This is a genomic window from Amycolatopsis sp. NPDC051758 (genome assembly GCF_044453095.1).
In the GTDB taxonomy this organism is placed as follows: domain Bacteria; phylum Actinomycetota; class Actinomycetes; order Mycobacteriales; family Pseudonocardiaceae; genus Amycolatopsis.
Genome location: NZ_JBITCJ010000001.1, coordinates 1384145 through 1406949 on the forward strand (window position 1 = coordinate 1384145; position 22805 = coordinate 1406949).

General features: G+C 70.5%; 26 protein-coding genes. 18 read left to right on the forward strand and 8 right to left on the reverse strand.

The genetic code is table 11. From position 1 onward, the window contains the following. Positions 1 to 1149 precede the first annotated feature (1149 nt). Both ACIA5G_RS07230 and phoU read left to right on the forward strand, forming a co-directional pair. Positions 1150 to 2559, forward strand: a complete 1410-nt coding sequence (locus ACIA5G_RS07230) for an LCP family protein (RefSeq protein WP_395921929.1) — start codon at positions 1150 to 1152, stop codon at positions 2557 to 2559. Positions 2560 to 2642: 83 nt separating this feature from the next. Further along, the gene (phoU, locus tag ACIA5G_RS07235; protein ID WP_395921293.1) at positions 2643 to 3308 is read left to right on the forward strand and encodes a phosphate signaling complex protein PhoU; all 666 of its coding nucleotides are present in this window, start codon (positions 2643 to 2645) and stop codon (positions 3306 to 3308) included. A gap of 163 nt (positions 3309 to 3471) precedes the next feature. Here the strand turns inward: phoU and pstB are convergent, their stop codons facing one another. The 6 genes from pstB to ACIA5G_RS07265 all read right to left on the reverse strand — a co-directional run bounded on the left by pstB (position 3472) and on the right by ACIA5G_RS07265 (position 9385). Then, positions 3472 to 4248, reverse strand: a complete 777-nt coding sequence (pstB, locus tag ACIA5G_RS07240; RefSeq protein WP_395921294.1) for a phosphate ABC transporter ATP-binding protein PstB — start codon at positions 4246 to 4248, stop codon at positions 3472 to 3474. Positions 4249 to 4258: 10 nt separating this feature from the next. Continuing rightward, complete coding sequence (pstA, locus tag ACIA5G_RS07245) at positions 4259 to 5176, reverse strand: phosphate ABC transporter permease PstA (RefSeq protein ID WP_395921295.1); 918 nt, start codon at positions 5174 to 5176, stop codon at positions 4259 to 4261. 2 nt (positions 5177 to 5178) lie between these two features. Beyond that, positions 5179 to 6243: a phosphate ABC transporter permease subunit PstC gene (gene pstC / locus ACIA5G_RS07250; protein WP_395921296.1), complete on the reverse strand. Its 1065-nt coding sequence runs from the start codon at positions 6241 to 6243 to the stop codon at positions 5179 to 5181. Positions 6244 to 6294: 51 nt separating this feature from the next. Beyond that, positions 6295 to 7425: a phosphate ABC transporter substrate-binding protein PstS gene (gene pstS, locus ACIA5G_RS07255; protein ID WP_395921931.1), complete on the reverse strand. Its 1131-nt coding sequence runs from the start codon at positions 7423 to 7425 to the stop codon at positions 6295 to 6297. Positions 7426 to 7650: 225 nt separating this feature from the next. Beyond that, positions 7651 to 8556: a mycothiol synthase gene (mshD, locus tag ACIA5G_RS07260; protein WP_395921297.1), complete on the reverse strand. Its 906-nt coding sequence runs from the start codon at positions 8554 to 8556 to the stop codon at positions 7651 to 7653. A gap of 70 nt (positions 8557 to 8626) precedes the next feature. After that, entirely contained in the window at positions 8627 to 9385 is a 759-nt protein-coding gene (locus ACIA5G_RS07265; RefSeq protein WP_395921298.1) for a winged-helix domain-containing protein, read from the reverse strand. 152 nt (positions 9386 to 9537) lie between these two features. Between ACIA5G_RS07265 and ACIA5G_RS07270 the strand changes: the two genes are divergently transcribed. The 11 genes from ACIA5G_RS07270 to ACIA5G_RS07320 all read left to right on the forward strand — a co-directional run bounded on the left by ACIA5G_RS07270 (position 9538) and on the right by ACIA5G_RS07320 (position 16991). Beyond that, positions 9538 to 10437 carry a DUF2993 domain-containing protein gene (locus ACIA5G_RS07270; protein ID WP_395921299.1) on the forward strand — a complete coding sequence of 300 codons (900 nt, stop codon included), beginning with the start codon at positions 9538 to 9540 and terminating at the stop codon, positions 10435 to 10437. Positions 10438 to 10447: 10 nt separating this feature from the next. Next, positions 10448 to 10873: a TlpA family protein disulfide reductase gene (locus ACIA5G_RS07275; protein ID WP_395921300.1), complete on the forward strand. Its 426-nt coding sequence runs from the start codon at positions 10448 to 10450 to the stop codon at positions 10871 to 10873. Positions 10874 to 11006: 133 nt separating this feature from the next. Then, a complete protein-coding gene (locus ACIA5G_RS07280; RefSeq protein ID WP_395921301.1) occupies positions 11007 to 11102 on the forward strand; it encodes a putative leader peptide in 96 nt (31 codons plus the stop codon). A gap of 81 nt (positions 11103 to 11183) precedes the next feature. After that, positions 11184 to 11618, forward strand: a complete 435-nt coding sequence (locus tag ACIA5G_RS07285; protein WP_395921302.1) for a DUF4395 domain-containing protein — start codon at positions 11184 to 11186, stop codon at positions 11616 to 11618. Between the two features lie 29 nt (positions 11619 to 11647). Further along, positions 11648 to 12484 carry a sulfurtransferase gene (locus ACIA5G_RS07290; RefSeq protein ID WP_395921303.1) on the forward strand — a complete coding sequence of 279 codons (837 nt, stop codon included), beginning with the start codon at positions 11648 to 11650 and terminating at the stop codon, positions 12482 to 12484. Then, complete coding sequence (locus ACIA5G_RS07295; RefSeq protein ID WP_395921304.1) at positions 12484 to 12795, forward strand: DUF1416 domain-containing protein; 312 nt, start codon at positions 12484 to 12486, stop codon at positions 12793 to 12795. Before ACIA5G_RS07290 ends, ACIA5G_RS07295 begins: the two co-directional genes overlap by 1 nt. Positions 12796 to 12916: 121 nt before the next feature. Then, the gene (locus ACIA5G_RS07300; RefSeq protein WP_395921305.1) at positions 12917 to 14275 is read left to right on the forward strand and encodes a DHA2 family efflux MFS transporter permease subunit; all 1359 of its coding nucleotides are present in this window, start codon (positions 12917 to 12919) and stop codon (positions 14273 to 14275) included. 127 nt (positions 14276 to 14402) lie between these two features. Beyond that, complete coding sequence (locus ACIA5G_RS07305; protein ID WP_395921306.1) at positions 14403 to 15017, forward strand: FABP family protein; 615 nt, start codon at positions 14403 to 14405, stop codon at positions 15015 to 15017. 4 nt (positions 15018 to 15021) lie between these two features. Further along, positions 15022 to 15618, forward strand: coding sequence for an allophanate hydrolase subunit 1 (locus tag ACIA5G_RS07310; RefSeq protein WP_395921307.1), 597 nt, complete (start codon positions 15022 to 15024; stop codon positions 15616 to 15618). Next, positions 15615 to 16472, forward strand: coding sequence for a biotin-dependent carboxyltransferase family protein (locus ACIA5G_RS07315; protein WP_395921308.1), 858 nt, complete (start codon positions 15615 to 15617; stop codon positions 16470 to 16472). Before ACIA5G_RS07310 ends, ACIA5G_RS07315 begins: the two co-directional genes overlap by 4 nt. 99 nt (positions 16473 to 16571) lie before the next feature. Continuing rightward, positions 16572 to 16991 (forward strand): hypothetical protein, encoded by a 420-nt coding sequence (locus ACIA5G_RS07320; protein ID WP_395921309.1) that lies wholly within the window; start codon positions 16572 to 16574, stop codon positions 16989 to 16991. Here the strand turns inward: ACIA5G_RS07320 and ACIA5G_RS07325 are convergent. Further along, positions 16970 to 17818 (reverse strand): aminodeoxychorismate lyase, encoded by an 849-nt coding sequence (locus ACIA5G_RS07325; RefSeq protein ID WP_395921310.1) that lies wholly within the window; start codon positions 17816 to 17818, stop codon positions 16970 to 16972. The two genes, ACIA5G_RS07320 and ACIA5G_RS07325, sit on opposite strands and share 22 nt — an antisense overlap. Before the next feature lie 31 nt (positions 17819 to 17849). Between ACIA5G_RS07325 and ACIA5G_RS07330 the strand changes: the two genes are divergently transcribed. Genes ACIA5G_RS07330 through ACIA5G_RS07340 form a run of 3 tightly spaced genes read left to right on the forward strand, consistent with a single transcriptional unit; the run spans position 17850 to position 20531 of the window. Further along, positions 17850 to 18980 (forward strand): YgfZ/GcvT domain-containing protein, encoded by a 1131-nt coding sequence (locus tag ACIA5G_RS07330; RefSeq protein WP_395921311.1) that lies wholly within the window; start codon positions 17850 to 17852, stop codon positions 18978 to 18980. A 49-nt stretch (positions 18981 to 19029) separates the two neighbouring features. Further along, positions 19030 to 19599: an aerial mycelium formation protein gene (locus tag ACIA5G_RS07335; protein ID WP_395921312.1), complete on the forward strand. Its 570-nt coding sequence runs from the start codon at positions 19030 to 19032 to the stop codon at positions 19597 to 19599. Then, a complete protein-coding gene (locus ACIA5G_RS07340) occupies positions 19596 to 20531 on the forward strand; it encodes an asparaginase (protein WP_395921313.1) in 936 nt (311 codons plus the stop codon). The genes ACIA5G_RS07335 and ACIA5G_RS07340 overlap by 4 nt, the downstream gene beginning before the upstream one ends. On the opposite strand, the gene ACIA5G_RS07345 is transcribed toward ACIA5G_RS07340, so the two are convergent. Further along, positions 20528 to 21424: a hypothetical protein gene (locus ACIA5G_RS07345; protein ID WP_395921314.1), complete on the reverse strand. Its 897-nt coding sequence runs from the start codon at positions 21422 to 21424 to the stop codon at positions 20528 to 20530. The genes ACIA5G_RS07340 and ACIA5G_RS07345 overlap by 4 nt on opposite strands. A gap of 207 nt (positions 21425 to 21631) precedes the next feature. On the opposite strand from ACIA5G_RS07345, the gene ACIA5G_RS07350 reads away from it, so the two are divergent. Both ACIA5G_RS07350 and ACIA5G_RS07355 read left to right on the forward strand, forming a co-directional pair. Beyond that, the gene (locus ACIA5G_RS07350; protein ID WP_257923485.1) at positions 21632 to 21820 is read left to right on the forward strand and encodes a DUF3073 domain-containing protein; all 189 of its coding nucleotides are present in this window, start codon (positions 21632 to 21634) and stop codon (positions 21818 to 21820) included. A 122-nt stretch (positions 21821 to 21942) separates the two neighbouring features. Next, on the forward strand, positions 21943 to 22797 hold the full coding sequence (locus ACIA5G_RS07355; protein ID WP_395921315.1) for a 3-hydroxybutyryl-CoA dehydrogenase: 855 nt from the start codon (positions 21943 to 21945) through the stop codon (positions 22795 to 22797). The last annotated feature ends 8 nt before the right edge of the window (positions 22798 to 22805 follow it).

A 22805-nucleotide genomic window follows, 5' to 3' on the forward strand; every position in this document is an offset into this window, starting at 1 on the left:
GACGAGCACGACAGCCCGGGAACCGGTCGCCGCACCGATGGCCCCGCGCGTCCCCGGACCGGCAGACGCCGGTCGATGGAGGACCAGGGCGGGATCAGCGTTTCGGACGTCGTCGCCAAGACCACCGGGGTGCGCCCCACCCCGCAGGACCGTCCTGACCAGCCGGGACGCCGCGCCGCCGAACCGCAGGCCCGGGCCGCGCAGCCACCGCGCGCGCCGCGGCCCACCCCGGCAGAAGACCCAGTACCCGCGGACGCCACTCGTCAATCGCGCCCGCCGCGGCCGCGGCAGCCGCGCCGCACGACCGCCGCCGCCCCGCAGCCCGAGGCCCCGCTCCAGCGCCGCCCGCCGGCGGCCAACCCGGGCCCGCAGCAGACGTCGGCCGCGCCGCAGCCGCCCCGCCGGCTCCGTCGCCCCGCACCCGAGGGCCCCGACGCGGCTCAGCGCGCTCCCGAAGGCAACGCGCCCCAGCGCCCGGCGCCTCGCCGCGCCGCGGCCGCCGAAGAGCCCCAGCGGCCTGCCGCGGACGGGCCCGCAGCTCGCCGTGCTGCCGCCCCCGAAGGCGCCGACCCCGCGCCTCGCCGGCCCGGAACGGCCCCGGACGGGCCCGCGGCCCGCCGTGCCGCCCCCGACAGCCCAGCACCTCGCCGGCCGGGGACCGCCCCCGAAGGCGCTCCCGGCCGCGCCGCGGCCGACGGCACTCGCCGCGCCGACGGCCCCGCACCTCGCCGCCCGGGCACCGCCGCCGAAAGCGCCGCCGCCCAAGCCGACGCGCCTCGCCCCGCACCTCGCCGAGCCGGCCCTGCCGCTGAAGGCGCCGAAGGATTCGCACCTCGGCGGCCGGGAGCCGGCGCCGAAGGGGCTGCGACCCGGCGTCCCCAGGCCACCGAAGGGGCCCGCCGCGCGGCCGCCACTCCCGAGAGCGGCCCCGCGCCCGACGGCCCGGCCGCCCGCCGCGCGCCCGACGGCGCCGCACCCCAGCGGACCCAGGCCGTCCCCACTCGCCGGGGCGCAGCCACACCCGACAGCCCCGCGCCTCAGCGACCCGCGGCCGACAACGCCGCGGTGTCCCCGGACGCGCCGACGCAGCTGCGTCCGCCGGCCATCGGCGCGGGCGCGCCGCCGCGTGCCGAGCTCGACCCGCTGACCATGACCGACGAGATGGAAGCGATCGACGAGGCGACCCAGTACCGCCGCAAGATCGACCACACGCTCGCCCGGTTCTCGGCCGCGCACGACGAGGGCAACGCCGAAGAGGCGAAGCGGCGCGAACGCCGTGAACGCCTCTCGCCGGCGTCACTGATCGAGAGCACGCGTACGGCGCTTCAGCGCGTCGTCACGACGGTTCCGTCACCCGAGGAAGAAGCCGACTCCGCCGAGCAGGCCGCGCAGACCCGGCTCCAGGAGAAGAAGCAGCAGAAGATCGAGCGCACGATCCGGTTCGGCCGGATCGCCGCCGCCGTCATCGCCGGGCTCGTGTTCCTCGGCATCGGCGGCGCGTGGGGCGCCCAGACCTACTTCGACGCGAAGTTCACCCAGGTCTCGGCGCTCGACGAGAACTCGTCCGACATCCAGGACGCCGACGCGCAGGCCAACGACGAGAACTTCCTGATGGTCGGCTCCGACACCCGCGACGGCGCGTCCGCCGAGGAAGGTGTCGGCACCGCGGACAGCACGCCGGGCGCCCGCTCGGACACCGTGATGGTGGCGCACATCCCGGCCGACCGGAAGCGGGTCGTCGTCACGTCGTTCCCGCGTGACCTCGAGATCAACCGGCCGGACTGCCAGAAGTGGGACCCGACGCAGAACAAGACGACCGACGAGGTCTTCCCCGGCCAGAAGATCGCGAAGCTCAACACTGCTTACGCGGTCGGCGGCCCGGCCTGCGTCACCAAGGTGATCCAGCAGATCACCGGGCTGCGGATCAACCACTTCGTCGGCATCGACTTCAACGGCTTCAAGGAGATGGTCGACGCCGTCCACGGCGTGACCGTGCACAACGAGAAGCCGATCGACGACACCATCCTCGGCAAGGTGCTGCTGGAGACCGGCGACGTCACGATCTCCGGTGACCAGGCGCTGAACTTCGTGCGGGCGCGGCACGTCAAGGGCGACCCGACGTCCGACTACGGCCGGATCAAGCGCCAGCAGGAGTTCATCGGCGCGCTGCTTAAGAAGGTCATGTCGTCGGACGTCGTGCTCGACCCCGGCAAGCTCAGCGACTTCATCACCGCCTTCGCGAAGGCCACCTTCGGCGACAACCTCGGTGTCAAGCAGATGATGACGCTGGCGCAGTCGATGAAGGGCCTGGACCCGTCGCGGATCTCGTTCCTCACCGTGCCGACGACCGGCGAGTCCAACAACCGCGGCAACGAGGTTCTCGTCCGCAGCAAGACGAAGGCGCTCTTCGACGCGCTGCGCAACAACACCCCGCTGCCCGACCCGAACGCGCCGATCCCGGTGAGCGAGCAGGCTCCGCCGACGAGCACGTCGAAGTCGTCCTCGGGCAAGACCAGTCCCAAGACGACGACCAGCAAGAAGACGAGCACCACGGGCTGAGCAGCGAGGATCGTTAGTCCGGGTTCACGTGCGGTTCACCCGGCGATGCGGTGTTTGGCCACGGTTGGCCGTAGGGTTGGGCCATGCGTGAGGCTTACCATGTCGAACTCGAACAGCTCGCCGACAACCTGGCCGCGATGTCGGTGCAGGTCGCCGACGCCATGGAGCGCGCCACCCGGGCACTCCTGGAGGCCGACCTCAGTCTCGCCGAGCAGGTGATCAGCGACGACGCCAAGGTCGACGACGCCCGCGCCCAGTGCGAGGAGCAGGCGTATGCCCTGCTTGCCTTGCAGGCGCCCGTGGCGACCGATCTCCGCACCGTGCTGGCGGCGATCCACGCCGCGGAAAGCCTGGAGCGGATGGGTGATCTGGCCCTGCACGTGGCGAAGGCCGCGCGGCGCCGGCACCCCGACCCGGTGCTGCCGGACGCTGTGCGGCCGTACTTCGCCGAAATGGGCGAGGTCGCGGTGAAGCTGGCCCGGTCGACCGAACAGGTCATCAAGTCGAAGGACGTCGAGGCGGCGAAGACGCTCGAGACCGACGACGACCAGGTGGACGACATCCACCGCCACCTCTTCACCGTCCTGATGGACCGCGAGTGGCCGCACGGTGTGGCCGCGGCGGTCGACGTCACCCTGCTCGGCCGCTTCTACGAGCGCTACGCCGACCACGCGGTGTCGGTCGCGAAGCGGATGATCTTCGTGGTCACCGGCAAGATGCCGGGTTACGGCTCCGACGACGACATCTGAGCCACGTCCGACAAAGCCCCCGGCTGCGGCCGGGGGCTTTTCTTTGTGGACCACCGACTTCGGAAAGATCCATTTAGGACACTGTGCCGCCCGCCAAAAAGAAGAAGGCCTTTCTCGCCGACCCCGAGCACCGGCGAGAAAGGCCTTCGACCACAACGACGACTCAGCCGAAACGGCCGGAAATGTAGTCTTCCGTAGCCTTTTCGTCCGGGTTGGAGAAGATCTTCTCCGTGTCGTTGAGCTCCACCAGCCGGCCCGGCTGCCCCACGCCCGCCAGGTTGAAGAACGCCGTCTGGTCGGAAACCCGCGCCGCCTGCTGCATGTTGTGCGTCACGATGACGATCGTGTAGTCCTTCTTCAGCTCCCCGATCAGGTCCTCGATCGCCAGCGTCGAGATCGGGTCCAGCGCCGAGCACGGCTCGTCCATCAGGAGGACGTCCGGCTGCACCGCGATCGCGCGGGCGATGCACAGGCGCTGCTGCTGCCCGCCCGAAAGCCCGCCGCCCGGCTTGTTGAGGCGGTCCTTGACCTCGTTCCACAGGTTCGCACCGCGCAGGGCGCGCTCGGCGATCTCGTCGAGCGTCTTCTTGCCCTTGGTGCCGCCCAGCTTCAGGCCCGCGACGACGTTGTCCTTGATGGACATCGTCGGGAACGGGTTGGGGCGCTGGAACACCATGCCGATCGTGCGGCGCACCTGCACCGGGTCGACCGTCGACGCGTAGATGTTCTCGCCGTCCAGCAGGACGTCACCCTCGACGCGGGCGCCGGGGATGACCTCGTGCATGCGGTTCAGCGTGCGCAGCACCGTCGACTTGCCACAGCCCGACGGGCCGATGAACGCGGTGACGTTGCGCGGCGGCACGGAAAGGGTGACACCGTCGACGGCGTGGAACTTGCCGTAGTAGATGTCCACGTCCTTGACGTCGATTCGCTTTGCCATGGCTTACAGCTCACTTCTTCTTCGGGGCGACAAGGCGCGCGAACACGGTGGCGAGGAGGTTGATGATCGCGATGATGAGCACCAGCGTCAGTGCGGCGCCCCAGATCCGGTCGAAGCCGACCGAGCCGGGATCCATCGAGTTGGTGACGCGCTCGTTGTTCATCAGCAGCGGCAGCGCCGCCTGCTCGCCGCTGAAGATGTCCCAGTTCGTGTAGGCGGAGTAGCCGACCAGGACCAGCAGCGGCGCGGTCTCACCCATCACGCGGGCCAGCGCCATCATGATGCCGCCGATGATGCCGGACAGGGCCGTCGGCAGCACGATCTTCACGATCGTCTTCCACTTCGGCACGCCCAGCGCGTACGACGCCTCGCGCAGGTCGTCCGGGACGATCCGCAGCATCTCCTCCGACGAGCGGACGACCACGGGGATCATCAGCAGCACCAGGGCCAGCGACACGGCGAAACCGCTGCGCGGCAAGCCGAACGTGGTGATCCAGAGCGCGTAGATGAACAGCGCGGCGACGATCGAGGGGACACCGGAGAGGATGTCGACCATGAAGGTGGTGGCCTTCATGAGCTTGCCCCGGCCGTACTCGACCAGGTAGATCGCGACGAGCATGCCGATCGGCACCGCGATGACCGCGCAGACGAGGCCCTGCAGCAGGCTGCCGATGATCGCGTGCAGCACACCGCCGCCGACCTCGTCGGACAGGTAGTTGCCCAGGTCCTGCGACCACCAGTTGGAGTACGGGATGCGCTTGATGCCGTTCGCGACCACCGTGTACAGCACCCACACCAGCGGGACGACGGCGATCAGGAACGACAGCCAGACCAGCGTGGTCGCCAGGCCGTTCTTGAATTTGCGAGCCAGGCTCACCTGCTGGAACGCCGGTGTTGTCGCGGGAGCTTCGAGCGTGGACGTGGACATGCTCAGTCCCCCTTCTTGCCGATGACGGACCGCGCGGCGAAGTTCACGAGGAACGTGAGCACGAACAGCACCAGGCCGGCCGCGATGTACGCGCCCGCCGAGATCTCGTTGTTGAACTCGCTGTAGTTGGCGGCGATCTTCGAGGCGAAGGTGGAACCGCCGTCGAAGAGGCTCCAGTCGAAGTTGCGACCCTGCGGGATGAGCAGGATGACGGCCAGCGCGATCGTCTCGCCCAGCGCGCGACCGAGGCCGAGCATGGACGCGCCGATGTAGCCGGCCTTGCCGAACGGGAGCACGGTGGTGCGGATGACTTCCCAGCGCGTGGCGCCGAGGGCCAGCGCGCCCTCGAGGTGCGGGGTCGGCGTCCGCTCGAACACCTCGCGCGAGAGCGAGGTGATGATCGGCAGGATCATCACGGCCAGCACGATGCCGGCGGTGAAGATCGTGCCGCGCACGCTCGGCGCGACGTTGCCGGGCGCCAGCAGCGGGAACCACGAGAACGTGGTGTTGATCCACTGCGAGAACGGCTCGATCGCCGGCGCGAAGACCAGGATGCCCCAGAGGCCGAAGATGATCGACGGCACCGCGGCGAGCAGGTCGATGACGTAGGCGAACGGCCGCGCGAGCCGCTTCGGCGCGTACTGGGTCAGGAACAGCGCGATGCCCAGCGAAACCGGCATTGCGATGATCAGCGCCACGAGCGACGTCGCCACCGTGACCTCGAGGAGGTCGAGGATGCCGAACGACATGTTCGCGGGGTCGTTGGTGGACCAGCCGTGGTTGGTCAGGAAGTTGGCCTTGTTGGCCTGCAGCGCGGGGATCGCCTGGATGAGCAGGAAGAGCCCGATCAGGCCGATCAGGGCGACGACGAAGATCCCGGCCCCGGTGGTCAGGTTCTGGAAGATGCGGTCACCGGGCCGCTTCTTCGGTTTGTCACTCGCGGGCGGCTCGGGTGCCGCCGTCGAGGTGGGTTGCTCCGAAATCGGATCCTCCGGGGGCGTCGTGGCGGACGACGAACGCCCACCGGGGTCGCCGGTGGGCGTTCGCGTCGAGGATGACTCGCTCATCAGCTACTTCTGACCAGCCTCTATCACTCGGATGTCAGTCGCAATGCCGGTTCAGGAGATCGCCTTGACGGCGTCCAGGACCTTGGTCTGCAGCGACTGCGGGATCGGCACGTAGCCCTTGGCGGACAGCGGCTGCTGACCGTCGGTGGCGGCCACCGTCAGGAACGCTTTGACGGCCTTCGCGACGTCCGGGTTCGCGTACTTCGAGCAGACGATCTCGTAGGTCGTCAGCAGCAGCGGGTAGGCACCCGGGGTGTTGCTGGCGTAGATGCCGTTGAGGTCGAGCGCGAGGTCGTTCGAACCCTCCTTGAGGAACTTCGCCGCGTCGAGGGACTTGGCAACGTTCGCCGCGTTGAGCTCGACACCGCCGGAGCCGCTGTCGATGAGGGCCGGGGTCAGGCCGTCCTTGGCGAACGCGCCTTCGACGTAGGTGATGCCACCGTCGGCGGCCTTCACCGCGGTCGCGACACCGTTGGAGCCCTGCGCACCGTTGCCGACACCACCGTTGAACTTCTTGCCGGCACCCTTGGTCCAGTCGGCCTTCGCCGCCGCACCCAGGTACTTCTGGAAGTTGTCGGTGGTGCCCGACTCGTCGGCGCGGGAGACGACCTGGATGGCCTTGTCCGGCAGGTTCAGGCTCTCGTTGCCCTTGACGGCCTTGATGGCCGGGTCGTTCCACTTGGTGATGCCGCCGCTGAAGATCTTGGCGGTGACCGACGGGGTCAGCGTCAGCTTGTCCACGCCGGACAGCTTGTAGGCGACCGCGATCGGACCGACCACGAGCGGGATGTTCCAGGCGTCGCTGGCACAGCGGGCCTTGGCGGCGGCCGCGTCGGCGTCCTTGATCGGCGAGTCCGAGCCGCCGAAGTCGATCTGGTTGGCGTTGAACTGCTTGACGCCGGCACCCGAACCGCTCGGGTTGTAGTTGACCTGCTGGCCCGAGCACTTCTTGCTGTACTGCTGCGTGAAGATGTCGATGGCGTTCTTCTGGGCCGACGAGCCTTCGGCGGACAGCGGGCTCTTGCCACCGCACGCCACGTCGGCGGTGCCGGTGGCGGCCGGGGCGGCAGCCGAGTTCGAGCTGCTGCTGTTGGACGCCGCGGGGTCGGAACCACAGGCGGCGAGCACGAGGGCGGCGCTCGCGACGATGCCCACCGCGCTCAGGGGCCGCATGATCTTCACTGCTGTTTCCTCCATCAGGAGCTTGACCGGGTCGTCGCGGCGTGGTGCCGCGCCGGATCCGGACATTAGGCAGCTGTGGTGGACGGTCGGCCGTGAACAAATGAACGCGAAGTGAACAAGGCCCAGGATGTGAGCAGTGCTACTAGCCCGATAGGGTGCCGTGTCCCGGCCGTGACCTGCGCGTTCGCACACCGTGACGAGTCGTTTGCGCGGCGTCCATCGTGGTCACCGACCGTACTGGACGTCGGTTTCGTGACGGGCAAACCCGAGCTTCGTGTAAACGGCGAGTGCCGGCGCGTTGTCACCCTCGACGTACAGGATGATCTGCCGCAACCCGAGGCCCGCGAGGTGCCGCAACCCGGCGAGCGTCAGCGCCCGGCCGAGCCCGCCGCCCTGCGCGGCCGGGTCGACCCCGACGACGTAGACCTCGCCGACGCGCTCGCCGTCGAACCGGCCCGGCGTCGGCTCGTGGACCTTCGTCCAGTGGAAGCCGATGACCTCGCCGTCCTGTTCGGCGAGGAAGAAGCCGTCCGCGTCGAACCACGGCCGCCGTTCGTCGGCGCGGACATCGTCGGCGGTCAGCGCGCCCTGTTCGGGGTGCCAGTCGAAGGCCCGCGCGTTGACCCGGACGACGGCGTCCTCGTCCTGGCCCGGCACGAACGTGCGCAGCGAGACGCCTTCGCGCAGCACCGGCTCCGGCCAGTCCGCGCCTTCGACGGCGGTGTGCAGGATCAGCAGCTCGCGCTTGCGCTCCAGGCCGGCCTTCACGGCCAGCCGCTGCGCCGCGGGGTGGTCACCGTGTGCCCAGACGCGGAACCCGACCGCGGCACGCTCGTCGAGCGCCTGAAGCAGCTTCGCGCCGTATCCGCGGCTGCGGTGGGTGGGGTGCACGAACAGCTCGGCCACCTGGTGGCCGAAGGAGTCACCGGTGGTGTCGAGGTGGGCGTAACCGACAACCTCGCCCTCGACGCAGGCGACGAGGTGCTCACCACCGTCGAACTCACCGGGCAGCGGCCCGTCGGGTGCGACCTCGGGCCGCCCGTCCGCCTCGCGCACGGCCAGCAGCAGCTCCCGCACGTCGTCGAGCTGCCGCTCGTCCAGTTCCTGCCGCCACTCCCCGTCTCCGCTCACCCTGAGACCGTACCCGGGCCGGACGCAACGCGACCGTTGTGCGAGACGTCTCCTGGTGGCGGAAGGGGAGTCAGTGCGCGAGTTCGGGAGTGTCGGCCGGAGCCTCGGCGGTCGGCTGCGCGGGCACGGCCGCCGGTCGCGCGGCGCCACCCTTGGCCGGCCGCTCGAACTTGTACCCGACGTTGCGCACGGTGCCGATCATCTGCTCGTGCTCGGGGCCGAGCTTCGCGCGCAGCCGCCGGACGTGCACGTCGACCGTGCGGGTCCCCCCGAAGAAGTCGTAACCCCAGACCTCCTGCAGCAGCTGGGCGCGGGTGAACACCCGGCCGGCGTGCTGCGCGAGGTACTTGAGCAGCTCGAACTCCTTGTAGGTCAGCTCCAGCGTGCGCCGCTTGAGCCGCGCGGTGTAGGTCGCCTCGTCGATGACGAGCTCGCCGACCCGCAGCTCGGCGTCGACCTGCGCGGACCCGCCGTCGCGGGTCGTGACCAGCCGCAGCCGGGCGTCGACCTCGGCCGGGCCGGCGGTCGGCAGGAGGATGTCGTCGGTGCGCCACTCGGCGCTCACGGCGACGAGCCCGCCTTCACCGACGACCGCGATGATCGGGGTGGACGCCTCGTCCTCGCTGGTGCCCTTGAGCAGCCGGCAGAGGCTCTTCGCCGAGGCCAGGTCGCTGCGGGCGTCGAGGAGGATGACGTCCCGGTGACCCGCGTCGAGCAGGGCCGTCACCTCGGGAGCGCGGACGCGTACGGTGTGCGGCAGCAGGTCCAGCGCGGGAAGCACCGCAGTGGCGTCGGCTTCCGCGGTCAGTACCAGAAGGTCCAGGCTCATGAGCCGCACCGCCTTCACAAGTCGTCGCCTCACGGTGGCGTTGTTCGGTGCTAAGTGAGAATAGCGGCTCGACGGCCCGGCACCTAACCCTTGCTGGATCGATCACACCTGGAGAAACCCCGGTGGACCCGACGAACAGGAGTACGGACGCGATGGTGAGCAGGCCCGTGACCCGGGACGACCGACCCGCACCGAGGCCCGACGCGCGGCGTCGCGGACGCCGCGCACGGCGCTGGGTGATCGCCCTCGTGGTCCTGGTGCTGCTGCTGGTCGGCGCCGATTTCGGGGCCGCCGCGTACGCGGAGCACATGATCTCGCAGAAGGCCCGCACGCAGCTCCAGCTGACCGACGACCCGTCGGTGACGATCCACGGCTTCCCGTTCCTCACGCAGGCGCTCGGCGGTGAATACGGTCACATCAGCGTGTCCGCCGCCGGGGTGCCGGTCGCCGACAAGCTCCAGGACGTCGCGGTGAACGCCGAGCTGGAGAACGTCACGGCGCCGCTGTCGGACATCACCTCGGGCAACACGAAGGCGATCACCATCGGCGAGCTGACCGGCTCGGTCACCATCAAGGCCGCCGACCTGGCCCGCCTCGCGCCGCTGGACAAGATCAAGGACCTGCGGATCGAACCCGCGAGCGCCGACTACGTCGAGAACGGCGACGCCGGGCAGAGCGAGCCCACGCCGACGCCCACCACGACCACCGAGGGCCAGGCCGAGCAGGACGAGTCGACCACCGGTGTCCGCATTTCGGGACACCTTCAGTTCGCGGGCAAGGATCTGGAAATCTTCTGCTTCGCGATGATCGAGGCCGACGCGAAGGGCGGAAAGATCAACTTCACGCCGAAGCGCCTGCAGTTCGGGAATGACCAGGAGACCACGGTCGTTCCCCAGGCGGTGCAGAAGGCGCTGATGCCGAACTTCGAGGCGTCGATCAACACGAAGGACCTGCCGCTGTCGGTCACCCCGACCGGCGTGCGCGTGCAGAGCGGATCGGTGACGATCAAGGGCAAGGCGACGAACGTGTCCTTCGCGGACCTGAGCAAGTAGGGAGCGGCCGGTGACCGGGTTGTGGGTGCTTCTGGCGACGCTGGTGGCCGCGGTGGCCGTCGGTGTGCTGCTGAAGGCCCGCAACGGGCGCGTGCGCGAGGCGAAGCCCGTTCGCGAGCTGCCCGGCCCGGTCGCCGCCGCGCTCGACCCGGCGTCCGCCGTGACGCTGGTCCAGATCTCGACCACCTTCTGCGCGCCCTGCCGGCACGCGAAGGCCGTGCTCGGCCCCCTCGCCGAGCGGACCGACGGCCTGCACCACGTCGAACTCGACGTCACCGACCAGCCGGAGGTCGCGCAGTCGCTGGCCGTGCTGCGGACGCCGACCACGATCGCGCTGACCCCGGACGGCCGGGAGCTGCTGCGCGTCGGCGGCGTCCCGAAGGGCCCCGAACTGCTGGACGCCCTGCGCCCGCATCTCACGGCTCGGACCCCCTGACTGTTCGCGTTCGCACATTCACTTTCGCTAGGAAAGATGCGTCCTGGGGCTGGTGATCTCCCACATAACGGGACTTCTCCCAGAGTGTGAACGTGGTTCCCACTCTGAGGGAGAGCTGGGTACGCTCGCACCCGTGACCAGGCTGACCAACTTCCTCACGCAGCGACGCGCAGTGGACCTCTGCCGCGTCCGCAGCAGCCTGTGTCGCCGTCCGTCCGACCGGCGCTGAACCACGCCCGGAACCAGCCAGCCCGAAGCCGCTGAAGCGTGCCGTTCGCACGCACCCCCCTCTGCTCCAGCTGGAGGAACCATGTCCGCCGGACCGGCCGTCGACCCGCGGGGCCCGCGGTTCGCCGCCATCCTGACCACGATCGTGCTGGCGGTCGTCCTGGTCACCCAGTGGTGGCCACTGCTGGCGATCCAGACCGTCGTGTTCGCGATCGGCGCGTTCGTCGGGCTCAAGCCCGCGCCCTACTCGATCGTGTACCGCGCCCTCGTCGCCCCGCGCCTCGGCCCGACCGACGAGCGGGAGGACGCGGCGCCGCTGCGGTTCGCCCAGGCCGTCGGGTTCGTGTTCGCGCTCGTCGGCACGATCGGCTTCGCGCTCGACGTCACCACGCTCGGCATCGTCGCGACGGCGTTCGCGCTGTTCGCGGCCTTCCTCAACGCGGCCTTCGACTTCTGCCTGGGCTGCGAAATGTTCTTGCTGATCAAACGCTTCAGTCCCGCCCGCGCGTCGTCCTGAAGAACAACCCAGAAAGAGAGTTCTGTCCCATGAGCCGTGAAGACGTCCTGGTCACCACCCAGTGGGCCGAGGAGAACCTGGACACCCCCGGCGTCGTGTTCGCCGAGGTCGACGAGGACACCACCGCCTACGACGGCGGCCACATCCGGGGCGCGGTGAAGTTCGACTGGCGCAAGGACCTGCAGGACGGGGTGCGCCGCGACTTCGTCTCCAAGGAGGGCTTCGAGAAGCTCCTGTCGGAGAAGGGCATCTCGAACGACGACCGCGTGATCCTCTACGGCGGCAACAACAACTGGTTCGCCGCGTACGCGTACTGGTACTTCAAGCTGTACGGCCACGAGAACGTCCAGCTGCTCGACGGCGGGCGCAAGAAGTGGGAGCTCGACGGCCGTGAGCTGAACTCCGACGAGGTCAAGCGCGACACGACCGACTACAAGGCCAAGGACCAGGACCTCTCCCTGCGTGCGTTCCGCGACGAGGTCGTCCAGTCCATCGGCGCGAAGAACTTCGTCGACGTGCGGTCGCCGGACGAGTTCTCCGGCAAGCTGCTCGCCCCGGCGCACCTGCCGCAGGAGCAGTCCCAGGTGCCGGGCCACATCCCGGGCGCGCTGAACGTGCCGTGGGCGAAGGTCGCCAACGAGGACGGCACCTTCAAGAGCGAGGACGAGATCAAGGAGCTCTACAAGGACGAGGGCATCGACGAGGGCAAGGGCACCATCGCCTACTGCCGCATCGGTGAGCGCTCCTCCATCGCGTGGTTCGCGCTGCACGAGCTCCTGGGTTACGAGGACGTCAAGAACTACGACGGTTCATGGACGGAATACGGCTCGCTCGTCGGCGTGCCGGTCGAGTTGGGAGCCAAGTGATGGCGGTTGACGACAGCTGCGGCGCACCGGCCCAGGAGGCCACGCCGGCGGATTACGACACCCGGGGCCAGGTAGTCCTGGCCGGCAAGGTGACCGGCGCGGACGGGCCGGTCGGCGGCGCGTTCGTCCGGCTCCTGGACGGCGGCGGCGACTTCACCGGCGAGGTCGTCTCGTCGGCCGACGGCGACTTCCGCTTCTACGCGGCGCCGGGCGACTGGACCGTGCGCGCGCTGCACCGCAGCGGCAACGGCGAAGCGTCCGTGACCGCGGAAGGCCCGGGCGTGCACCAGCTGGCCATCTCGGTCGCCTGAGTTTCGAGTGCCGTGAAGGCCTCCTTACCGGCTCTTATAGCCGGGAAGGGGGCCTTTACGGCGTTTCGGACAGCATGCGACGAGTTGACCTCGAGCCCGGTTGAGGTCGCAAACTGATTAGGTGATCCTAACCGCCCCCGCGACCCGCCGGACCGGCCTGCTCGCCGCCGTCTTCCTCGGCACCTTCATGGCGCTGCTCGACGTCAGCGTGGTGAGCGTCGCCCTGCCGACCATGCAGCGGACGCTGGGCACGACCTTCAGCGGCCTGCAGTGGATCATCGACGGCTACACCGTGGCGCTCACCGCCGTGATCCTCTCCGGTGGCACGCTCGGCGACCGCTACGGCCGCAAGCTCGTCTACCTGTGCGGGCTGACGCTGTTCACGATCGCGTCAGTCGGCTGCGCGCTCGCGCCGACCCTCGAACTGCTGGTCACCGCCCGGATCATCCAGGGCTTCGCCGCGTCCGCCGTCATCCCGGGCGCGGTCGCGCTGCTCGCGCACGCGTTCACCGAGCCGGCCGAGCGGGCGCGGGTGATGGGCCTGTGGGGCACCGTCGCGGGCTGCGCACTGGTGCTCGGCCCGCTGATCGGCGGCCCGCTGACGGACACCTTCGGCTGGCCGGCGATCTTCCTGCTCAACGTGCCGATCGGGCTCGTCGCCGTCGTCCTGGGCCGCCGTGGGATCAGCGAGTCCCGCGACCCTTCGCACGGCGCGCTCGACCTGACCGGGCAGGTGCTCGGCGCGCTGTGGATCGGCCTGCTGACGTTCGCCGTGATCGAGGCCGGACGGCTCGGCTCGAGCTCGTCCGTGCTGGTCACCGGGGCCCTCGGGCTCGCCGCGCTGACGGCGTTCATCGTGGTCGAGCTGCGGGTGCCGCACCCGATGCTGCCGGTGCGGCTGTTCGCCCGGACCCGGTTCTCGGTGGCGATCTTCGCCGCGTGGGGCCTCGGTTTTGCGGCCTACCCGGCGGTGTTCCTGATCGGCGTCTACCTGCAGCAGGCCCGCGGCGCGACGGCGACCGAGGCGGGCGTCCAGATGCTGCCGTACGTGCTGACGAACGTCGCCGCGGCCTTCACCGCCGGCCGGCTCTCCGCACGCTACGGCGCGGAACGGCTCCTGCCGATCAGCTACTTCGTCGCGGCCGTCGGCTCCTTCGCGTTCCTGCTGCTGGACGCCACGAGCCCGTACTGGCTGGTGGCGATCGCGTTCGCGCTGGCCGGCGCCGGGGTCGGGCTGTCGGTGACACCGTCGAACATCGTCGGGCTGGCCGGGCTGCCGGGCAACCGCAGCGGGATCGCGTCGGCGACGGTCAACGCCGCCCGCCAGACCGGCACCGCGCTCGGTGTCGCCGCGCTGGGTGCGCTGCTGGCCCGCGGCGACACGCTGCCGAGCGGCCTGCACGCGGCGATGGGCGTGGCCGGTGTGGTGCTGCTCGCGGTGACCGTGCTCACCGCGGTGACCCTGCGCCGGGCCGGGTGAGCGGGGGCGGACTATTCTGCTGGGCGTGGAAGCTCTGTTTACGACCTTGCTGGTGCTGGCGGGCGTTGCCATCACCTGGTTCGCCGTGTACGTCGTCTACCGGCTTTACGCGGACCAGCGCTGACCCATGACCGCCAGCGGCGACGACGCCATCGCAGCAGCGGAGATGCGCGCGGAGAGCACTCGCGAGCGCAATCTTCCGCTGTGGGACGACCTGCCCATCCCCAACGACACCGCGAACCTGCGTGAGGGGCCGAACCTCAACGACGCCTGCCTCGCGCTGCTGCCGCTCGTCGGCGTCTGGCGCGGTGAAGGCGAGGTCGACTACCCGACCATCGAAGGCCCGCGCAAGTTCGCGCAGCAGCTGACGATCTCGCACGACGGCCGCCCGTTCCTCATCCACGAGGCGCGTGCGTGGCTGCTCGACGACGACGGCAACGTCATCCGTCCCGCCGCCCGCGAGTCCGGGTTCTGGCGGCCACAGGAAGACGACACGCTGGAGCTGTTGCTCACGCACAACACCGGCATCGTCGAGCTGTACTACGGCAAACCGCGCAACCAGACGTCCTGGGAGCTCGGCACCGACGCGGTGGTCCGCACGTCCACCGCGAAGGACGTCACCGCGGCCCAGCGGCTGTACGGCCTGATCGAAGGCTCCCTCGGCTACGTCGAGGAGCGCGCCATGATGGGCCAGGAGATGCAGCCCCACACTTCGGCACTGCTGCGCCGCGTCGCCGGCTGACGCCGTGCGCTGGCGGCGGTGTGGCGAGGACGCCGCCCTGCTCGACTGCGATTCGCTCGACCAGATGCGGGCCGCCCACGCAACCGTCTGCGCGGCCCGCCCCGACGGTGTTGTCGACCTGGTGCCGGGCGCACGCAGCCTGCTGGTCGTCGGCGGCGTGGCGGCGGTGCGGGCATTGCTGGACAACGCCGACCTGACGCACCCACCCGCCGGCGAGCCGCGCGAAGTGACACTGGACGTCCACTACGACGGCGAGGACCTCGCCCTGGTCGCTGACGACGCCGGGGTGTCCACGGACGCCGTCGTCTCATTGCACACCGAAGCGGTCTACACGGTGGCGTTCACCGGGTTCGCGCCCGGATTCGGCTACCTGACCGGGCTTCCTGCGTCGTTGCAGCAGCCACGGCTGGAGTCACCGCGGACCCGCGTCCCAGCCGGTTCTGTCGGGCTTGCGGGCGAATTCACCGGCGTCTACCCGCGCGAATCCCCGGGCGGCTGGCGGCTGCTCGGGCACACGACGGCGACGCTGTTCGACCCGCACGCGGACCCGCCCGCGCTGTTCGCGCCGGGTGACCGGGTCCGCTTCCGGGCCGTCCGATGAGGGCCCTGGAGGTCCTCACGCCGGGTCCGCAGGCGCTGGTCGAGGACCTCGGCCGGCCGGGTTACGCCCACCTCGGCGTCGCGCCTTCGGGTGCGCTGGACGTGTCGTCGTTGCGGCTGGCGAACCGCCTCGTCGGCAACCCCGCGGAGGCCGCGGGAATCGAAGCCCTGCTCGGCGGTCTCTCGGTGCGGTTCACGACGTCGGCGACGGTGGCGGTGACCGGCCCGCCGGTTTCGGTCGTCGTCGACGACCGTTCCTTCGGCTCCCACACGCCGGTGCCGGTCCGGGCCGGGCAGACACTGACGCTGGGGACGCCGTCCACCGGGCTGCGCTGCTACCTGGCGGTGTCCGGCGGGCTCGTGGTGGAGCCGGTGCTGGGCAGCCGCTCGAGGGACGTCCTGTCCGGCATCGGGCCCGCGCCGCTCAGCGCGTCGGACGTGCTTCCGCTCGGCCCGCCCACGGGAATCCCGACGGGCGCGGACGTCGTCGTGCCGGCTTCGGCGCCCGGCGACCTGGTGGTCCCGGTGACACTCGGCCCCCGCGACGACTGGCTCGTCTCGCCGGGCAGCGGTCTGGCCGCGTGGTGGACGGTGACGTCGGAGTCCAACCGCGTCGGCCTGCGCCTCGAAGGCACGGCGCTGCGGCGCGCGGCCGAGTACGCGGAAGGGGAACTGCCCAGCGAAGGCGTGCTGACGGGCGCGATCCAGGTGCCGCCGAACGGGCTGCCGGTGGTGTTCCTGGCCGACCACCCGACCACCGGCGGTTACCCCGTGGCGGCGGTGGTCCGGCCCCGCGCGCTGGGGGCGCTCGCCCAGGCCCGGCCCGGCACCCGGGTGCGGTTCCGGAGGTCCTGAGCAACGCTGTACCGCCACGCGGGTGAGACCCCGATCACGCCGTGCACCCGTCCGGGTAGGGGCTGGAACCATGTCGCGCCGTCGCCCGTCCTGTTAGGCGTGGAACAGGTGACGATCAGCGGTGGCACGGGTTTCCTGGACGTGAACAAGCGTGCGCGGGCGGAGCTGCCCCAAGCGCTGCGGATCGCCCTCGCCACCGGGCAGCTGCGGCGCCCGCTGGCCACCACGCTCGGCCCGGTCTTCGAGCTGCTCGTCGACGGCGACTACCGGGTGAGCGGCCCGGAACGGCTCTCGGACGACCAGCTGCTCAGCCCGACCGACACCTGGCCGCCGTCCGACGAGGCGCGGGTCGGCTACTACCGGACCGCCATCCGCAGCGGCCACCGGCCGGTCGCCGTGGTGCTGGCCGACGGTGAGCGTGAGCTGATCATCGACGGCCACCACAAGATCGCCGCCTACCGCGCCGAGGCGGTCGCGCCCGCGATCGTGCGGATCACTCAGGCGTATTCGCCCTCGTAAGCCGCCACCAGCTCGGCGTACACCGCCGACGAGTCCGGCAGCGGCGAGCCGTCCAGCGTGTGGACCCGGGTCAGCTTGCGCACCGACGACGCCATGAACACACCGTCACCCTCGACCAGGTCGGCCACCCGGAGCGGCTCCACCTTGACCGACCAGCCCGCCTTTTCGGCGCCGCGGAACAGCGCGGCCTGGGTGGTGCCCGGCAGGATCCCGATGCTCGACGGCGGTGTGTAGAGCGTCCGGCCCTTCGCGAGCACCACCGTCGACGTCGGGCCTTCGAACACCGAGCCGTCGGCGGCGGTGAAAATCACATCTTCGGCCCCGCGGCGGCCGGCTTCGCGCACCGCGGCCATGTTCATGGCGTACGACAACGGCTTCGCGCCGAGCAGCAGCCACGGCGCGCGCTCGGCGAGGTCCGGCGGGAAGCCGCGGTCCAAGGTGACCGCCGCGACCCCTTCGGCGCGGGCGCGCAGGATCGACGGCGGGACCTCCGAGCCCACCGCGAAGCCGGTCGGCACCGCGTCGGGATCACCGTCGGAACCCCTGGTGTACACCAGTTTCAGCACCATTTCGGGGCTGCCGGCCCACCGTTCGAGCACCGTCGAAACGACGTGCTCCCAGGCCGCGAGGTCGGGCTCCGGCAGGTCGAGCATGGCCGCCGACCGCACCAGCCGTTCGAGGTGGGGCCGCAGCTCACGGGGCTTGCCGTCGACGACCAGGATCGTCTCGAAAACGCCGTCTCCGCGCAGCAGCCCGAGGTCGTCGACCTTGATCTGGGCGACGTCGGGGTCAGCCTGGGTTCCGTCGAGGAAGACGAGCACGCGCATGCCGACACGGTACTCACCTAGGCTGGGCGGTATGCCGTACCGCTCGCCGCTGCTGGACGTGCCCGGATCCATCCCGCCGCCCGACGACCACCCCGAAGCCGGTACCCCCTGGCACTGGGGCGACCCGTTCGCGGAGCAGCGCACAGCCTCGCGCGGAGTCGTCGTCATCGACCGCTCGCACCGGGAGTTCCTCGCCGTCACCGGCGAAGAGCGGCTCTCGTGGCTCCACCTGGTGATCTCGCAGCACGTGACCGAGCTGGCCGAAGGCTCCGGCACCGAAGCGCTGGTGCTCGACAGCCAGGGCCGCGTCGAGACGCACATGGTCGTGGCGCACCTCGACGGCACCGTCTGGCTCGACACCGACCCGGGCACGAGCGTGACCAGCGCGCTGCCCAAGGGCGGCCCCCAGACGCTGCACGAATACCTCGAAGCCATGAAGTTCTGGTCCAAGGTGGACATCCGGGACGCGACCGAAGAGCTCGCGCTGCTCACCGTGCTCGGCCCGGACGCCGAGCGCGTGCTGAGCGCGGCCGGCGTCGAGGTCGGCCCGGAGCCGTACGCGGTCGCCGCGCTGCCCGGCGGCGGCTTCGCCCGGCGGATGCCGTGGCCGGGCCGGTCCAGCGTGGACCTGGCGGTGCCGCGCGCCGAGCTCGTCACCTGGTGGCAGCGCCTCACCGACGCGGGCGCCCGGGCGGCCGGCAGCTGGACGTTCGAGGCCCTGCGTGTCGAGTCGGTGCGGCCGCGGCTGGGGGTCGACACCGACGACCGCACGATCCCGCACGAAGTGGGCTGGGTCGGCTCGGCCGCGCACGTCGCGAAGGGCTGTTACCGCGGCCAGGAGACGGTGTCGAAGGTGCACAACGTCGGCCGTCCGCCGCGGAACCTGCTCCTGCTGCACCTCGACGGCTCACCCGAGATCCGGCCGGAGCCCGGCGACCCGGTGCTGCTGGACGGCCGGACGGTCGGCCGCGTCGGCACCGTGATCCAGCACCACGAGCTCGGCCCGATCGCGCTGGCGCTGGTCAAGCGGTCGACGCCGGTGGGCGCGGAGCTGCTGACCGGGTCCGAAGACAACCTCGTCCAGGCGTCGATCGACCCCGACTCCGTGCCGTCCGAACTCCCTGCCCCGGGGCGGGCGGCGGCGGCCCAACTTCGTGGCTGAACAAAAGCCCCTGACAGCGACATCACCCTCAACCGGGATAAACTGCGCTGTGATCGAAGTGCGGCCCGGCGGCAGGCGGCGAATCGACCGCGTGCTCGGCCCGGGGTACCTCAGCGGCCTGGGTGAACTGCCGCTGAAGGTGCTGCGCGAGCGGCGCGACGAAGCCGCGCAGGAAGAGACGGACCTGTCCTACCTGCGGCGGCTCCTCCACGCCCGGATCGACATCGTGCGCGCGGAGCAGTCGCGGCGCAGCTCGGGCGGCGGGGAGTCCAGCATCGTCGACCAGCTGGCCACGATCCTGGCCGACAACGCGCTGGGCCCGGCCGCCGGCTCCGGACGGCACCAGCAGCTCGAACCGTCGCGGGCCGGGGAGCACCGGCGCCACGCCGAGGCCCTGATCGGCGACACCGACCTGACCGACGTCGGGACCCTTTCGGACGAGAAGCTCGCCTCCGCTTTGGACACCTACGCCCGCGAAGAGCTGTCCGTGTCGTCCTTCCGGCGCGAGGTCCAGGGCGTGATGGACACGTTCAACGCGGAGATCGCGAAGCGCTACCAGCAGGGTTCGGCCACTGTGGACGAGCTGCTGGAGAGCGAAGGCGGGCACGAAGTTCAGTGACCGACCCCGTCCTCGCCGAGGTTGTCCGATCCGGTTTTGTCGAAAGTGTCCACCGCGGCGCGCTCGTGATCACCGGCCCCGAAGGTGACGTCCGGATGGCGCTCGGCGACGTCACGTCACCGGTCTTCCCCCGCTCGTCGAACAAGCCGCTGCAGGCCGTCGGCATGCTGCGGTCGGGGCTGGGCTTCACCGGCGAAGACCTCGCGCTGGCGTGCGCGTCGCACTCCGGCGAGCCCGGGCACGTCAAGCGGGTCCTCGAGCTGCTCGAAGAAGCCGGCCTGCACGAAGACGACCTCGCTTGCCCGCCGGACTTCCCGCTGCACGTCCCGAGCATGCGCGACGCCGCCGAGCCGCGGCGCGTGATGATGAACTGCTCCGGCAAGCACACCGCGATGCTGACCACCTGCGTCCGCGCCGGCTGGCCGACCGCGGGGTACGAGGCGCCGGACCACCCGCTGCAGCAGGCGATCGCCACGACGGTGACCGAGCTGACCGGCGAGCCGATCGCGCACACCGGCGTCGACGGCTGTGGCGCGCCGCTCTTCGCGTTCTCACTGACGGCGCTGGCCCGCGCGTTCGGCCGCTTTGCGACCGCGGCGGACGGACCAGAGCGGACGGTCGCTTCGGCGATGCGCGCGCACCCGTGGCTGGTCGCCGGCACCGGGCGCGAGGACACCGAGCTGATGTCCGCCGTGGACGGTCTGGTCGCCAAGGGTGGCGCCGAAGGTGTCCAGGCGTTCGCGCTGCCGGACGGGTTCGCGGTGGCGATCAAGATCGACGACGGCGCGAAGCGGGCCTGCGCGCCGCTCGCCGTCGAAGCGCTCAGGTACCTCGGCGCCGACGTGTCCGGTCTCGGCACGCTGGCCCGCGGCTCGGTGCTGGGCGGCGGCCGGCCGGTCGGCGAGATCCGCGTGCCGGAGCTGCGCGGTTAGTTGGAGCGTTCGCGGGCGGCCAGGTCGCCCCAGAACTCCCGCAGGTCGGAGAACAGTTCGGCAAGCTCCTCGACGTTTCCGGAGCGCAGCGCGTCCAGGATGTCGTGCACCTCGTCGGCGGTGTTGTCGGCCTCCAGGACCGCGTCCGCGAACAGCTGCACCAGGCCGCCGTAGTCGAGCTCGACGACGGAGTCCGCGTGGAAGTTGTCCAGCCACCGGCGCGTCTCGAACAGCACGCGCCCCGGCCCGGAGTCGCCGAACGTCTGCTCCAGCAGCTCGCCGGCCTCCCGCGCCCGGTGCTGGGCGTCGGCGAGGGTGGTGCGCCAGGACAGCTCGCGCTCGGGATCGTCACGGCCGCTGCCGAGCACGAGCCGCCGCTCCTCCGGGTCGACCAGGACGAACCACGGCAGCGGGACCGTCCACGTGGTGGAGAGGGTGTGCGCCGCGGTGGTGCTCAGGTCCGCCATCGCCGACTTCGTCCGGGCGCGGATCGCTTCCTGGGTGAAACCGCCCTCGTCGAGGACGACGTTCTTGAGCGCCGGGTGCGCGTCACCGATGAAGGTGACCAGCGCGGCGGCCGAGCGCGACCGCAGTTCGAGGGGGCAGACGAGCGGCCCGTTCGCGACCTTGCCACCCGGCACGTCCTTGGGATCCAGCACCAGGACGTCGGTCAGCAGGCTGGGCGCCGGACGGCCGTCGGCGAGCTCGGCGGGCAGCAGTCGCCGCGGCGCAGCGACCTGTGACTTGAGCCACATGGCCTGCTCGCGGGCGCCCGCGTCCGTCCGCCGGAGCTTGGCCGCCGCGACGGCCGCACGCAGCCGTTCGTCCGGCGGGTCGCCCAGGGCGAGCAGGGGTTCATACACCCGCAAGTAGGCCACGAAGGGACGGAGCACGGGTAGATCGTGGCACGTCTACCTGCGCCGATCGCCACCGACCGGCCGGTAACCGGTGTCCGGCGGACACTGTCACGACCAGCACACCGTGCCACGTCGCATCGAACCCCCCGGACACGGTACGGTGTGAGCAGGAAAGAATTGTCGAGACGATGCGGGGCCGCCGATTCCCCCGGCCGCCCCGCCCCTGTGCGAGGGGGTCGAGCCATGGGGCGCGGCCGGGCTAAGGCCAAGCAGACGAAGGTGGCGCGCGAGCTCAAGTACAGCTCGCACGAGACCGACTTCGATGCTTTGCAGCGCGAGCTGTCGAGTGGTTCCTCTAACAGTCATTACGAGGAGCCCGATAGCGATGATCAAGACCCGTACGACGACGGGTACGACGAGTACCGTCGTTGAGCACGCGTAACCGCGCGAGGGCGTAGCCGGGCACAACCCGGTCACCGCCCTCGCGCGCTGCGTGCTGCCCAAAAAGTGCTTACCCAGAGCGCGGGGCTGCGAGCGGACGAAGGAGTGAGCCGGTGGTAAGTCGGGTTGGGGTCGTCGGGGCGGGACTGATGGGTTCCGGCATCGCCGAGGTGCACGCACGGTCCGGGTTGGACGTCGTGGTCACCGAGGTGAACCAGCCGGCGCTCGACGCGGGCAAGGCGCGCATCGAGAAGTCGCTCCAGCGCGGCGTCAAGAACGGCAAGCTCTCCCCTGAGGACGCGGAAGCGGCCCTCGGCCGGCTCCGCTTCACCACGGACATCGCCGAGTTCGCCGACCGCGAACTGGTCGTCGAGGCGATCCTCGAGCAGGAGCAGGCGAAGGTCGACGTCTTCCGCCAGCTGGACAAGATCGTCGAGGCCGAGGACGCGCTGTTCGCGTCCAACACCTCGTCGATCCCGATCATGAAGCTGGGCATGGCGACGAGCCGGCCGCAGCAGGTGGTCGGCATCCACTTCTTCAACCCGGTGCCGGTGCTGCCGCTGGTGGAGCTGGTGCCCTCGCTGCTGACCAGTGAGGACACCGCGCGCCGTGCGGAGGAGCACGCGACGACGGCGCTGGGCAAGACCGTGATCCGCTCGCAGGACCGCGCCGGGTTCATCGTGAACTCGCTGCTGGTGCCGTACCTGCTCTCGGCGATCCGGATGATCGAGTCGGGCTTCGCCTCGGCCGAGGACATCGACCGCGGCATGGAGCTGGGCACGGCCCACCCGATGGGCCCGCTGCGGCTGTCCGACCTGATCGGGCTGGACACCATCAAGGCCATCGCGGACTCGATGTACGCCGAGTTCAAGGAGCCGCTGTACTCCTCGCCGCCGCTGCTGCTGCGCATGGTCGACGCGGGCCTGCTCGGCAAGAAGACCGGCCGCGGCTTCTACTCCTACAGCTGATCGACTTT